Origin of the sequence: Planococcus rifietoensis, assembly GCF_001465795.2 — a bacterium.
Taxonomy (GTDB): Bacteria; Bacillota; Bacilli; order Bacillales_A; family Planococcaceae; genus Planococcus; species Planococcus rifietoensis.
Genome location: NZ_CP013659.2, coordinates 1,162,966 through 1,177,115 on the forward strand (window position 1 = coordinate 1,162,966; position 14,150 = coordinate 1,177,115).

The following is a 14,150-nucleotide window of genomic DNA, read 5'->3' on the forward strand; positions in this document are numbered from 1 at the left end:
GGCGAACGCCATGGAAGAACGCATTATCGACGGCGAAATTTCGGAATTCGATGAGCGCTTTGAACAATCGTTACGTCCACAGCGTTTGTCGCAATATATCGGCCAGCAGAAAGTAAAGCACAATCTGGAGATTTTCATCGAAGCGGCGAAAATGCGCAACGAATCGCTTGACCATGTGCTGCTTTACGGTCCGCCGGGTCTCGGGAAAACGACGCTGGCGACTGTCATCGCCAATGAAATGGAAGTCGGCGTGAAGATGACCTCAGGACCTGCGATCGAACGCCCCGGTGATTTGGCGGCGATCGTTTCGTCACTCGAGCCGGGAGATGTATTGTTCATCGACGAGATCCACCGCTTGAACCGTTCGATCGAAGAAGTGCTTTATCCGGCGATGGAGGATTTCTGCCTTGATATCGTCGTTGGCAAAGGCCCGACTGCGCGTTCTGTGCGGCTTGATTTACCGCCGTTCACGTTGATCGGGGCGACGACGCGTGCGGGCGCATTATCAGCACCGCTGCGCGACCGTTTCGGTGTGTTGTCACGGCTCGAGTATTACGACACGGAAGCCTTGACGGATATCGTCGAACGCAGTGCCGCTTTATTCGAAGCGGACATCGACCCGCATGCCGCCATTGAAATCGCACGCCGTTCCCGTGGGACCCCGCGTATTGCGAACCGCTTGCTAAAACGCGTGCGCGATTACGCGATGGTGCGCGGCAATGGCTCGATCACCACTGAGATGGCCGAGCAAGCTTTGGAGATGCTGCAAGTCGACCCGCTCGGCCTTGACCATATCGACCACAAGCTATTGACCGGCATGATCAGCCGTTTCCGTGGCGGGCCAGTCGGCGTGGACACGATCGCTGCAAGCATCGGCGAGGAATCGACGACGATCGAAGACGTCTACGAACCGTATCTATTGCAAATCGGCTTTATTCAACGGACACCGAGAGGGCGCACGGTGACGCCTCTTGCATACGAACACTTTAAAATGGAGATGCCTGAATGACTAAACTAACAAATGAACAACAATTGAATGTAAATGATTTTGATTTTGAACTGCCGGAAGAATTGATCGCACAAACGCCGCTCTTAGACCGGACATCGAGCCGCCTACTGGTGATGGACAAAGAGACAGGTGCGGTCGAACACAAGCATTTCCGCGATATCCTCGGCCATCTGCACACTGGTGACACCCTTGTGCTGAACGATACCCGCGTGCTTCCGGCGCGCCTCATGGGCACGAAAGAAGAGACCGGTGCGAACATTGAAGTGCTGCTGTTGAAGCAGACGGAAGAAGATGTGTGGGAAACGCTCGTCAAGCCGGCCAAGAAAGTGAAAATCGGCACGGTCGTGTCGTTCGGCGACGGTTTATTGCGCGCTGAATGCACAGGCGTCTTGGACCATGGAGGCCGCCATTTCAAATTTATCTATGATGGTATTTTCTACGAGATCCTCGACCAATTGGGAGAAATGCCGTTGCCGCCATATATTCGCGAAAAGCTGGAAGACCAGGACCGTTACCAGACGGTGTTCGCGAAAGAGCGGGGCAGTGCCGCGGCGCCAACCGCAGGGCTTCATTTTACCGATGAATTATTGGAAGAAATCCGCAACAAAGGCGTCAATATCGCATTCATTACCTTGCACGTCGGGCTCGGGACGTTCCGGCCGGTGTCAGTGGAATCGATTGAAGACCACGAAATGCACGCAGAATTCTACCGCATCACGCAAGAAACCGCGGATATGATCAATGAAACTAAACAACAAGGCGGCCGCGTCATTTCCGTCGGCACGACGTCAACGCGTACACTCGAGTCGGTCGCGAAGAAATTCGGCGGCAACTTGCAGGAAGATAACGGCTGGACGGATATTTTCATCTATCCTGGATATGAGTTCGAAGCGGTAGACGGATTGATCACCAACTTCCATTTGCCGAAATCGACGCTCGTCATGCTCGTCAGCGCCATGTCGAACCGCGATGCCATTCTAAATGCATACAATGAAGCCGTGAAAGAGCGCTATCGCTTTTTCAGCTTTGGCGACGCGATGTTTATTGAACCGCAGAAAAAGGAGACCGAATCATGACCCATGCAGTAACATACGAACACATCAAAACTTGTAAACAAACAGGCGCACGCCTTGGCATCGTCCACACGCCTCACGGCTCGTTCGAAACGCCTGCCTTCATGCCGGTCGGCACACAAGCGACCGTCAAGACAATGAGCCCGGAAGAATTGAAGGCGATGAACGCCGGCATTATCCTGAGCAATACGTATCACCTGTGGCTGCGCCCAGGGAATGACGTCATCAAGGAAGCGGGCGGCCTTCATAAATTTATGAACTGGGACCGTCCGATCCTCACCGATTCCGGCGGTTTCCAGGTGTTCTCACTCAGTGAGTTCCGCAACATCAAAGAAGAAGGCGTCCATTTCCGCAACCATATGAACGGCGATAAACTGTTCTTGAGCCCGGAAAAAGCGATGCAAATCCAGAATGACCTTGGTTCTGACATCATGATGGCGTTTGACGAATGCCCGCCATACCCGGCGACGCATGAATACATGAAATCCAGTGTCGAACGCACATCGCGCTGGGCGGAGCGCTGCTTGGCAGCACACGAACGCCCGCAGGACCAAGGCTTGTTCGGCATCATCCAAGGCGGCGAGTACGAAGATTTGCGCAGACAAAGCGCGGAAGACTTGGTCGCGCTCGACTTCCCGGGCTATGCGATCGGCGGATTGTCGGTCGGTGAACCGAAAGATGTCATGAACCGTGCGCTCGAATTCACGACGCCTTTCATGCCGTTTGATAAGCCGCGTTATTTGATGGGCGTCGGCTCGCCTGATTCCTTGATCGACGGCGCGATCCGCGGCATCGATATGTTCGACTGCGTATTGCCGACGCGCATCGCCCGCAACGGGACATTGATGACGAGTGAAGGCCGATTGAACTTGAAAAATGCCAAGTTCAAGCGCGATTTCACGCCGATTGATGAGAAATGCACATGCTATACATGCACCAATTACACGCGTGCTTATGTGCACCACTTATTGCGTGCAGATGAAACCTTCGGAATTCGCCTTACGAGTTATCATAACCTGCATTTTCTGTTAAACTTAATGGAACAGGTGCGTCAAGCGATCCGCGAAGACCGCCTGGGAGATTTCCGCGAAGAATTTTTTGAAGCGTACGGATTTAATAAGCCGAATGCAAAAAACTTCTGAGTTCGAAACGATAGAGAACACGAAAGGGGGAAATTGAACAATGGAAACATTAATTGCGTTATCACCTTTACTATTGATGTTCTTGCTGATGTGGCTCTTCATCATCCGCCCGGCGCAAAAACGCCAAAAAACGACAGCCAACATGCAGTCGGAATTGAAGCGTGGGGACCGCATCGTCACGATCGGCGGCTTGCATGGCCAAGTCGACGCAGTAGACGATTCAACCATCTACATCACGGTAGCTGACGGCACGCGTATGCAATTCGAGCGCCAAGCAATCGCCCGCATCGTTGAATAAGTAACCGCAAAAACCGTCTTCCTTTCGGGAGGCGTTTTTTTCGTCCATTGGGAAATCCACTATACTCTAACTGAACAAAGCTATTTATAGCCTTTATAAGAACAATATTATGTAAAATAAATGAAGCTGTAGATTAAGTAGCCTATTTTGGTTAGTTTCTTATCTAATGTATATACTCAAATTAAAGAGCGGAAGGCGGCGACTAATGAATAAGCGAAAGGCACTTGAGCTTGTTCATTTGCGACGCATCCGCTTTGCGGATGTGGGAGCAGCTGCGTTTTGAACTGAATTCTTAGTGAAAAAGAAGCGGCTGAGGCCATGCCCTGGCAGCTGGCATCGCGACGTCCTGTCGCGCCAGCTGCATGACCCACATCCTGTGGGCCCGAAAGCGTCCGCCTGGAGCGATTTCATTAACTTATTTTAACCAAAATAAATTAAACAATTTTCCAAAAATTTTCATACATTTGTTCTAAAATTTCCATCTGAGAGTTACAATGGAAACAGAACTGCAGAAAGGAGAACCGACATGATGAGCTATCCGGAAAAGTACGAGCAAGTGCTGCCGGCATTGGAGAGCAAATGCAGCGAATTCACGTATTTGCAATATGAAACATTTACCCCGGAAGCATTATGGGATTATTGCCTGAAAAAAGCGTGGAAAAAGAAAAAAATCGAAGACATGCGTTTGCATGAAATGGTGTCGGATATCATGGATCTGACAGCTTCCGATTTTGTCGCTTACCATCAGGTGGAAGCCTTTAAAACCGCGAACTTTTTCACGGAAGACAGCATGGAGGACCTGCAGCAGCTTCTTCGTCCGGCGCGCCAGAAACCGCGTGGGATTTGACACCTTTTGGCACGTCACCGATAATGTAAGTGCTGTGTTCTATATTGAGGAGGAACTATACATATGAAAGCAAGATCTCGCATCATCGCCTTTTTCCTGCTGGTATTCATGCTCATTGGCCTGATTGGCACGACCAGCCTGCCGATCGCCAAAGACATCAATCTCGGGCTTGATCTGCAGGGCGGATTTGAAGTTCTTTATCAAGTCGAACCGCTCGAAGAAGGACAGGAAATTACAGAAGAAGTCGTCTCTGATACGACAGATGCGCTGAGAAGCCGCATCGATGTGCTCGGCGTAAGTGAGCCGAGCATCCAAATCGAAAGCGGCAACCGCATACGCGTTCAATTGGCGGGTATTGAAGACCAATCGTCTGCCCGTGAGCTGCTTTCAACAGAAGCGAATTTATCGTTCCGCGATGCAGATGATAATGTCATGCTATCGGGGAATGACCTCGCGCAAGGCGGTGCGACGGCTACTTTCAACCAGGAAGGCCAGCCAATCGTCACACTTGAACTGAACGAACCGGGCAAATTCGCTGAAGTGACGGGCGAAATCGCTCAAAAGCCGGCACCGGACAATGTCTTGGTCATCTGGCTCGATTTTGAAGAAGGCGTCGATTCCTATCAGGAAGAACGCCTGGAAGCGGATCCGAAATTCGTTTCCGACCCGCGTGTATCACAGCGCATCAATTCACCAAGCGTTGAAATCTCCGGTTCCTTTACAGTTGAGGAAACGCAGAATTTGGCCGGTATTTTGAACGCCGGGGCGCTTCCGGTAAAACTCGAAGAAGTGTATTCGACTTCTGTCGGGGCGCAATTTGGTGAACAGGCGCTTGACCAGACGACTTTCGCTGCTGGAATCGGCATCGCGGCAGTTCTCATCTTCATGCTGTTGTTCTACCGTTTCCCAGGCGCGATCGCAGTCGTCACGCTATCCGCTTACGTCTATTTGATCCTTGTGATCTTCCAGTGGATTGGCGGGGTGCTGACCTTGCCAGGTATCGCAGCTATCATGCTCGGTGTCGGGATGGCAGTCGATGCCAATATCATCACCTATGAGCGCATACGCGAAGAATTGCGGACAGGCGAATCCGTTCGGGATGCGTTTCGTACAGGCGCAAGATCTTCATTTTCTGCGATCATCGACGCGAATATCACGACACTTTTAGCTGCCGCCGTCTTGTTCTATTTCGGCACAAGCTCCGTTAAAGGTTTTGCGACGATGCTGATTATTTCCATTCTTGCCAGCTTCCTGACTGCTGTATGGGGTTCTCGTCTTCTGCTTGGTTTGTGGGTATGGAGCGGATTCCTGGATGATAAACCGGGATGGTTCGGCTTATCGAAAAACAAGATTCACTCAAAAGAAGAAAATCTTCACATCACGGATTTGACGACGCCTTACGACCGCTTTGATTTTGCCGGCAACCGCCGCAAATTCTTCGCTGCCTCGCTTGCGCTCATTTTAGCAGGCATGGTCGTGCTGTCGATTTTCCAATTGAACTTAGGAATCGATTTCTCCAGCGGTACACGCGTCGAAGTCACTTCTGAATCTTCATTGACAAAAGATGAAGTGGAGAGCTTCGTGGAAAGTGCAGGCTACCCGTCTGACGACATCGTCATGGCAGGGGAAGGTTCTTCAATCGGCGTCGTTCGATACAGCGAAGAATTCAGCCAAACGGAAATTGACGAATTGAAATCTGCGGCAATAGACGAATACGGCATCGAGCCGAACGTCTCGACCGTATCGCCGACTGTCGGCATTGAACTGGCACAAAATGCCTTGTACGCGCTTGCCATTGCGGCAGTCGGCATTATCATCTATGTGGCATTCCGCTTTGAATGGCGCATGGGTGTGGCCTCGGTCGTCGCGCTTCTGCACGATGCGTTCTTCATCGTCGCGGCATTCAGTTTACTGCGGCTTGAAGTGGACATTACGTTCATCGCTGCCGTGCTGACGATCATCGGATATTCGATCAACGACACAATCGTAACCTTTGACCGGATCCGCGAGAACATGCGCCGCGTCAAAAAGGTGGAAACGGTGGAGCAATTGGAGAAAATCGTCAATACTTCACTGCGCCAGACCTTGACGCGTTCGGTCAATACCGTCATGACGGTATTCCTCGTTGTGCTTGCGCTTCTGATCTTTGGCGCTGCTTCGATCACGAATTTCTCGATCGCTTTGTTGATCGGCTTGGTCGCAGGGACGTACTCATCGATCTTTATCGCTGCTCAACTATGGCTCGTCATGAAAAAAGGCGAGTTGAAAAAGAAAGGCCCGATCGATATCGAGAAGAAAGAACAAGAGTCCAAATGGGGCTCTGACGAACCGGTCGTTTAAGTTTAATAGGATAAAGGGACAGGGTATAGAGTATTGATACCTTGTCCCTTTTTTTGTGCAAAAAGCGGAAAGGTGTACACAGTTTGAAAAAAGAAGGGATGGTTCACATGAAATTGCAATGGCTCTTATTGCTTGGTCTAGTTTTTGCTATCATCATCGCGGTATTTGCAGTATTTAATGTCGATAATGTGCCGGTCAATTATGTGTTCGGCGAATCACAATGGCCATTGATCCTGGTCATTCTCGTGTCCGCGTTACTCGGCTTCCTGTTGTCGAGCATTCTCGCCATGACACGCACGTACCAATTGAAGCGCAAAGTGAAAACGCTCCAGAAAGAAGTGGCAGTCAAGGAATCGCTTATCGCCACGCAGCAGAACGAAATCGCAGAGTACCAACGCGCAGGCGTCACGCCTGATGCAATGGTCGTCACCGGGGAAGAACGGACGTACGATGCCGACGATTCGCTCCGGTCGCAGCCAAAACGCGACGAGTTCGGCGTCAACGATACAGAAGACCGCCGTCCGGACACGCGCCGCGACGGATTGTAAAAAAATGAACCTTTCGGCGCTTAGCCGAAAGGTTTTTGTCTGCCCGCTGATGTTGTATAATGTACGGGTGAGGAAGTGAGATCCAATGATTGAATCGAAAAAAAGATGGCAATTGACAAGCCCGGATGAACAAGCCGTCCAGAACTTGCAAGAAGCGCTATCCTTGTCGTCTGTGCTGGCGAAGATCCTTGTCACGCGCGGCATTGACACAGTGGAAAAAGCGCAGGAATTTCTGGATGTCGAATTATCCGGCATACATAATCCGTTTCTGATGAAGGATATGGACGTCGCAGTGGCGCGTATCCAACAGGCGATTGAAGCGGAAGAGAAGATTCTCGTCTACGGCGATTACGACGCAGACGGAGTGACGAGCACGACGGTCATGATGACGGTTCTGCAGGATTTGGGGGCAGATGTATCCTTCAAGATCCCAAACCGCTTCGACCATGGCTACGGCCCGAATGCAGAGCTGTTCAAGGAAGCCCATGCAGAAGGCATCAACTTAATTGTCACGGTCGATAACGGCGTGTCAGGAATCGAGCCGGTGCGCTTGGCGAACGAACTCGGGATGGACGTCATCATCAGCGACCACCACGACATCGGCGATGAACTCCCCGACGCACTCGCGGTCATTCATCCACGGCATCCGGAAGGCCAGTACCCGTTCGGCGAACTGGCCGGTGTCGGCGTCGCGTTCAAAATGGCGCAAGCGCTCTACGGAGACATTCCGGACCATTTGACAGAACTTGTTGCGATCGGAACGATTGCCGACTTGGTGCCATTGCACGGCGAGAACCGCGTGCTCGTCAAAGAAGGCTTGCGCGCCTTGCAGGATTCACCGATGCCCGCGATTGTGGCGCTCGCGGATGTTGCAGGCGTTAAGCAGCGCGATATCACAGAAGAGACGATCGGCTTCATGTTCGGCCCGCGCATCAATGCGATTGGCCGTCTGCAATCAGCAGACCCGGCTGTGCGGATGTTCATGACTGACGATCCATCGGAAGCGAGATCACTTGCGGACGGTTTGGACGTTTTGAATAAAGAACGCCAGGCGATCGTCAAAGCAATCTCCGAGCAAGCGATCGAGCAAGTGGAAGCGCGCTACGGGGAACAGCTGCCGCACGTCATCGTCGTTTCACAAGAAGGGTGGAATCCCGGTGTTGTCGGCATCGTCGCATCGAAATTGACCGAAAAATTCTATCGTCCGTCGATTGTGCTGTCGCTCGACTTGGCAAACGGCAAAGCGAAGGGGTCGGCGCGCAGCATCGAAGGCTTCCATCTATACAACGAACTCGCCAAAAACCGCGACATCCTGCCGCATTTCGGCGGCCACCCGATGGCAGCAGGCATGACGCTTGCTGCGGGAGACGTCGATGAGTTGCGCGAACGTTTGAACGAACAAGCGAAAGCATCATTAACTGCAGAAGATTTGGTGCCGGTCGTGTCGATTGATATTCCCGTAACGCTCGATGAAGTGGATACGGATACGATTGAAGGCATGCGCCGCTTAGCGCCGTTTGGCATGGGCTTTGCCAAGCCGAAGTTTTATTTGAATGGCGTGAAAGTGGCGGGCATCCGCAAAATCGGCGCCAGCCAAGCGCATCTGAAGATGGAGCTGGCACAAAATGGCTCCACCTTGGATGCAGTCGGCTTCGGCATCGGGGAACTCGGCGATGAACTGACGCCCGATGTGAAAATCGATGTCATCGGCGACCTGCAGATCAACGAATGGAACGGCCGCAAAAAACCGCAGCTATTGGTAGAGGATATCCGCACGGACGAATGGCAGTTATTCGATATCCGCGGAATCCGTCAAGTCAGCCGCTGGTCGAAGCTCATCCCGAAACAAAACCAGGTGTTCGTCGCTTTCCAGAAAGAGACGGAAGCGGTATTCAGTTCGCTGTTAGAAGGGCCGATCGTTGCTGCACAAGCCCTTGCTGAATCGGATTCTGGGAAAGACCATCTTGTGCTGCTGGATCTGCCGGATTCAGAAGAACAATTGTCGGCCGTTCTCAAACAACTGCGTCCAAAGCGTGTCTATGCCCATTTCTATGCGCAGGAATCCCAGTATTTCGAGCGCATCCCGGACCGCGACCAATTCAAATGGCTGTTCGGTTTCGTCAAGAAGCGCGGCACCTTCGATTTCAAAAAGAACGGCGAAGAGCTCGCCAAACATAAAGGCTGGAGCCGGGAAACATTATTTTTCATGCTTCAGGTGTTTTTTGAACTCGGTTTTGTTACACTTAACAATGGAATTACCGAGATTGCACAGGCTCCGGGAAAACGCGATCTTTCAGAAGCGCCGGCTTACAAAAAGCGCGAGCGGCAGATTGCATTGGAACAAAAGCTCTTGTATGCATCCTATCGGGATCTAAAAGACTGGTTTGACGCCCAAGTGTCAGCCAAGGAGGAAGAATTATGGATTTAAAGCAATATATAACCATCGTAGAAGATTGGCCGAAGCCAGGAATCAAATTCAAGGACATTACATCTTTGATGGACAGCGGCGAAGCCTATAAATACGCAACGGACCAAATCGTCGCATACGCGAAGACGGTCGATGCAGAACTTATCGTCGGGCCGGAAGCTCGCGGCTTCATCATTGGCTGTCCAGTTGCTTACGCTCTTGGAATCGGCTTTGCGCCAGTCCGCAAAGAAGGCAAATTGCCGCGTGAAGTGATTCGCGCACAATATGGCCTCGAGTACGGGACAGACGTATTGACGATGCATAAAGACGCCATCAAACCGGGGCAGCGCGTCTTGATCACGGACGATCTTTTGGCTACCGGCGGAACGATCAACGCAACGATCAACCTGGTCGAACAGCTTGGCGGCGTTGTTGTCGGCTGCGCATTTTTAATCGAATTGACTTATCTGGATGGCCGCAAGAACCTCGACGGCTACGATGTCACAACTTTGATGCAATATTAAGAAAATCACTTTGCCTTTTTGGGCAAGGTGATTTTTTTTCTGACGGTAGGGTATGGTAGAGAAAGAAACTAGCGAGAGAGGTGATTTCCATGATCGAATTGGACAGACGGTATGACCCTGTGCAAAACAATGAATTGATCGGGCAGCTGCTAAACGATGCGACTCCTCTAGAACAAACTACCAGGGAGACCGAAGCGCTGTTCAATGACATCAAGAAAGATCTTCCCCGCGTACGGATCAAACGGCCAGTCCATTTTTTCGAGAAGCTCTGGTCCATATTTGCCGATGAGTATGAAGTGGCGGATGATAACGGCTATGGCACTATCGTCTTCGGCCAGGACCTATTTCCGGAATGGAAAGGCAAACTGGACCGTGAATACAAAAAGCTCGATTCGACGATCAACCGGCGCGTCAACATACGCGATTACGGCGCAGTGGGCGATGGCATCACCGATTGCACCGAAGCGTTCAAAAAAGCGATCGGCAACGGCCGCGTGGAAGTGACGGTTCCGCCTGGCGTCTACATCGTCAAAGGCATACGCGTTCCGTCATGGAGCCGGATCGTCGGAGCGGGCAAGACCGCCTCCGTCATCAAGCTGCATCCGAAAGCACCGAAGCGTTCGCGTTTATTGACGAACTCCAATTACGTCACCGGCAACCGCAATATCTCGATCGAAAGCTTAAGTCTCGACTGGAACGTGGAACGCCTCGGCCAGACCGAACGCACCAATGCCTGGGGCAATTATTCGAGTTGCGTTACTTTTGCCGGCGTCACGTACGGCTGGGTGCGGGATGTCGAAGCGATTAATCCCGGACTGCATTGCGTCGACATCACATCGCCGCTTTATAATTACGCGGGCGACGGCATGCGCGGGCGGGGCGGCAGCAAATACATCTGGGTGGATAAAGTGAACGGCTTCGGTTTCGGGGACGACGGCTTAACGACCCATCACAGCGATTATGTTTTTGTCTCGAACTGCCATTTCTCCGATCCGAGCGGAAGAGCGCATAAAAAAGGCTACTCCAATTCCAATGGCATTGAAATCGATGACGGCTCGAGGCACGTCTGGCTGTTCAATAATTCGACCTCTCGCTGCTTCGGGGGCATCGAAATCAAAGCGCACGCCAACTCGTCGGCAGCGTCCGGCGTTTTCATTTCCGGCCATTTGTCGGTCAATGACAACCGCTCATTTAACTTTCGCCATATCGGCCATCACCTGCGGGAAGATCCCGAATCCTTGTCGGCCTATAATATCAAGGCGCAGCGGCTTGTTTCATTGGCGCCTGTGGAAACGCGGCTTTATAAAGATTCGTCTCCACGCTCGCTGGTCATTTCCGGTTACCGCAACGTTGCGATTAACCGCTTCCTGTTCGAAGGGGACCCGCTCTATGATTACAAAGGACGGCCCGCTTCCGCCGTACAATACCGTGCCGAGCACATTTCACTGTCAAATGGCGTCGTGCGCGGATTCCGCACAGCGGGGTCGGACATCTCGATCATGGGCGGCCAGCAGAGCGCGCGCAACGTCCGCGTCAAAAACATCATGAGCGTCGACTCATCGAACAAGACCGTCGCAGTGGGCGACGACAGCAAATGGATCATGGTCGACGGCATCCGCAAACAGAAAGCAGACCGCCTGTAGCCCCTGGGGTATTTCTGGAAGATAGATGAAAACACGCAAAAGCTTTACTTTTTAGCGGAAAGTTATCTATAATAAAGAAATACTCTTCTGGAAATAAATAAAGCAAGGTGGGCAATTATGGCGAAAGATCAAGTGAGAACAGTTGAAGATGTATTCGAAATGGTTGCGTCCTATATGAATGCAGAGCACGTAGAAACGATTAAGAAGGCGTACCAGCTTGCCTATGAAGCCCATGATGGCCAATTCCGGAAATCCGGCGAACCGTATATTGTGCATCCGGTGCAAGTGGCCGGGATCCTCGCAGAATTGCAGATGGATCCGGCCACAGTCGCAGCGGGTTTTTTGCATGACGTCGTAGAAGATACAGACGTCAGCCGCGAAGACATCGTCCGCGAATTCGATGAGGAAGTCGCATTATTGGTCGATGGCGTGACGAAACTGAGCAAGATCAAGTATATGTCGAAAGAAGAACAACAGGCAGAAAACCACCGCAAAATGTTTGTCGCGATGGCGCAGGATATTCGCGTCATCCTCATCAAATTGGCTGACCGCTTGCATAATTTGAGAACCTTGAAATACCAATCGGTCGAAAAGCAGCGCATCAAAGCGAATGAGACGCTGGAGATTTTTGCGCCGATTGCACACCGCTTAGGGATCAATACGATCAAATGGGAGCTCGAAGACACGGCTCTCCGTTATTTAAATCCCCAGCAATATTACCGCATCGTCAATTTAATGAAGAAAAAACGCACGGAGCGGGAAGATTATTTGAATAACGTCATGGGCGAAATCCGCGTCCAGCTTGATGAGGTCGGCATTGAAGCCGATCTATTCGGCCGTCCAAAGCATATTTACAGCATTTACAAGAAAATGGCGATGCAAAACAAGCAATTCAATGAAATCTATGATTTGCTCGCTGTGCGCATCACTGTCGACAGCATCAAAGACTGTTACGCGGTGCTTGGCATCATCCACTCCACATGGAAGCCGATGCCGGGGCGCTTCAAGGATTACATCGCCATGCCGAAACAGAATTTATACCAATCGCTCCATACGACGGTCATCGGGCCGCAGGGCGATCCTTTGGAAGTGCAGATCCGCACCGAAGAAATGCACCGCATCGCCGAATACGGGGTCGCGGCGCACTGGGCTTACAAAGAAGGCAAGACTTCTGACAAGCCGCTCAGCTCCGTGGATTCCCGCCTGTCGTGGTTCCGCGAAATCCTTGATTTCCAGAACGAATCCGACAATGCAGAAGAATTCATGGAATCGCTGAAGTTCGACTTGTTTTCGGATATGGTCTACGTGTTCTCGCCAAAAGGCGACGTTATCGAAATGCCAGACGGCTCTTGCCCGATCGATTTTGCCTACCGCGTCCATAGCGAAATAGGCAATAAGACGATTGGCGCCAAAGTCAACGGCAAAATGGTGCCGCTTGATCACGAGCTGCATACCGGGGACATCGTCGAAATCTTGACGTCCAAGCAATCGGTCGGCCCGAGCCGCGATTGGCTGAATATCGCCAAATCGACGCAGGCGAAAAACAAGATCAAGCAATTCTTTAAAAAGCAAGTGCGTGAGGATAATGTCCATAAAGGGCGCGACCTCGTTGAAAAAGAGATCAAAGCACAGGAATTCACCCAAAAAGAAGTGCTGACTGCGGAGAACATTAAACGCGTCATCGAGAAATACAATTTCGCCAGTGAAGATGATATGTATGCGGCTGTCGGGTTCAACGGCATCACCGCCCAGCAAGTCGTCAACCGTTTGGCGGAGCGCCAGCGCAAAAAGCGCGAGCAAGAAGAAGCCATCGAAAAAATCACCGTGGAAATGAAATCCAACCAGCCGAAAAAACAGACGGAATCCGGCGTCATCGTGCGCGGCATCGACAATATGATGATTCGTTTATCGAAATGCTGCAACCCGGTGCCGGGCGATGCCATCCTTGGTTTTATCACCAAAGGCCGAGGGGTTTCGGTCCACCGCGCAGATTGCCCGAATATCCACGCAGATGAATCCGACCGGCTGATCCCGGTCGAATGGGAAAATGCGGGATCGCCTGAAAACAAATCGTATCAAATCGATATCGAAGTGCAGGCATACGACCGCACCGGCTTGATCAATGAAGTGATGCACATGGTCAGCGAGACGAAGACGACGATTACCGCCGTCAGCGGACGTGCCGACAAAGACAAGATCGCGACGATCAATTTGTCGATCATGATTCCACATATCTCCCACCTGAACCGTGTCGTGGAACGTATCAAGCAAATTCCGGACGTTTATTCGGTTACACGCGTGACGAACTAAGGAGGAGCC

11 protein-coding genes are annotated in these 14,150 nt (G+C 51.5%); all 11 read left to right on the plus strand.

Features of this window, described 5'->3' with window-relative positions; genetic code table 11:
- The first annotated feature begins 10 nt into the window (after positions 1–10).
- The gene (gene ruvB / locus AUC31_RS05645) at positions 11–1,009 is read left to right on the plus strand and encodes a Holliday junction branch migration DNA helicase RuvB (RefSeq protein WP_058380986.1); all 999 of its coding nucleotides are present in this window, start codon (positions 11–13) and stop codon (positions 1,007–1,009) included.
- Between the two features lie 23 nt (positions 1,010–1,032).
- A complete protein-coding gene (queA, locus tag AUC31_RS05650) occupies positions 1,033–2,085 on the plus strand; it encodes a tRNA preQ1(34) S-adenosylmethionine ribosyltransferase-isomerase QueA (RefSeq protein WP_058383652.1) in 1,053 nt (350 codons plus the stop codon).
- Positions 2,082–3,224 carry a tRNA guanosine(34) transglycosylase Tgt gene (gene tgt, locus AUC31_RS05655; protein WP_058380985.1) on the plus strand — a complete coding sequence of 381 codons (1,143 nt, stop codon included), beginning with the start codon at positions 2,082–2,084 and terminating at the stop codon, positions 3,222–3,224. Before queA ends, tgt begins: the two co-directional genes overlap by 4 nt.
- Positions 3,225–3,264: 40 nt before the next feature.
- On the plus strand, positions 3,265–3,522 hold the full coding sequence (yajC, locus tag AUC31_RS05660; protein ID WP_058380984.1) for a preprotein translocase subunit YajC: 258 nt from the start codon (positions 3,265–3,267) through the stop codon (positions 3,520–3,522).
- A gap of 526 nt (positions 3,523–4,048) precedes the next feature.
- Positions 4,049–4,369: a post-transcriptional regulator gene (locus tag AUC31_RS05665; protein ID WP_058380983.1), complete on the plus strand. Its 321-nt coding sequence runs from the start codon at positions 4,049–4,051 to the stop codon at positions 4,367–4,369.
- A 63-nt stretch (positions 4,370–4,432) separates the two neighbouring features.
- Positions 4,433–6,709: a protein translocase subunit SecDF gene (gene secDF / locus AUC31_RS05670; RefSeq protein ID WP_058380982.1), complete on the plus strand. Its 2,277-nt coding sequence runs from the start codon at positions 4,433–4,435 to the stop codon at positions 6,707–6,709.
- A 107-nt stretch (positions 6,710–6,816) separates the two neighbouring features.
- Complete coding sequence (locus tag AUC31_RS05675) at positions 6,817–7,257, plus strand: LapA family protein (RefSeq protein WP_083509230.1); 441 nt, start codon at positions 6,817–6,819, stop codon at positions 7,255–7,257.
- An 85-nt stretch (positions 7,258–7,342) separates the two neighbouring features.
- Positions 7,343–9,685 carry a single-stranded-DNA-specific exonuclease RecJ gene (gene recJ, locus AUC31_RS05680; RefSeq protein ID WP_058380981.1) on the plus strand — a complete coding sequence of 781 codons (2,343 nt, stop codon included), beginning with the start codon at positions 7,343–7,345 and terminating at the stop codon, positions 9,683–9,685.
- Positions 9,676–10,188, plus strand: a complete 513-nt coding sequence (locus AUC31_RS05685; protein WP_058380980.1) for an adenine phosphoribosyltransferase — start codon at positions 9,676–9,678, stop codon at positions 10,186–10,188. The genes recJ and AUC31_RS05685 overlap by 10 nt, the downstream gene beginning before the upstream one ends.
- 89 nt (positions 10,189–10,277) lie before the next feature.
- Positions 10,278–11,831: a glycosyl hydrolase family 28-related protein gene (locus AUC31_RS05690; protein WP_058380979.1), complete on the plus strand. Its 1,554-nt coding sequence runs from the start codon at positions 10,278–10,280 to the stop codon at positions 11,829–11,831.
- Between the two features lie 117 nt (positions 11,832–11,948).
- Positions 11,949–14,141, plus strand: coding sequence for a RelA/SpoT family protein (locus tag AUC31_RS05695; protein WP_058380978.1), 2,193 nt, complete (start codon positions 11,949–11,951; stop codon positions 14,139–14,141).
- The last annotated feature ends 9 nt before the right edge of the window (positions 14,142–14,150 follow it).

Bases quoted from the DNA above. Each gene is read 5' to 3' on its own strand.
- AUC31_RS05690 (WP_058380979.1), top strand. From the start codon at position 10,278: ATGATCGAATTGGACAGACGGTATGACCCTGTGCAAAACAATGAATTG.
- yajC (WP_058380984.1), top strand. From the start codon at position 3,265: ATGGAAACATTAATTGCGTTATCACCTTTACTATTGATGTTCTTGCTG.
- AUC31_RS05685 (WP_058380980.1), top strand. From the start codon at position 9,676: ATGGATTTAAAGCAATATATAACCATCGTAGAAGATTGGCCGAAGCCA.
- AUC31_RS05695 (WP_058380978.1), top strand. From the start codon at position 11,949: ATGGCGAAAGATCAAGTGAGAACAGTTGAAGATGTATTCGAAATGGTT.
- secDF (WP_058380982.1), top strand. From the start codon at position 4,433: ATGAAAGCAAGATCTCGCATCATCGCCTTTTTCCTGCTGGTATTCATG.
- AUC31_RS05675 (WP_083509230.1), top strand. From the start codon at position 6,817: ATGAAATTGCAATGGCTCTTATTGCTTGGTCTAGTTTTTGCTATCATC.
- ruvB (WP_058380986.1), top strand. From the start codon at position 11: ATGGAAGAACGCATTATCGACGGCGAAATTTCGGAATTCGATGAGCGC.
- tgt (WP_058380985.1), top strand. From the start codon at position 2,082: ATGACCCATGCAGTAACATACGAACACATCAAAACTTGTAAACAAACA.
- recJ (WP_058380981.1), top strand. From the start codon at position 7,343: ATGATTGAATCGAAAAAAAGATGGCAATTGACAAGCCCGGATGAACAA.
- AUC31_RS05665 (WP_058380983.1), top strand. From the start codon at position 4,049: ATGATGAGCTATCCGGAAAAGTACGAGCAAGTGCTGCCGGCATTGGAG.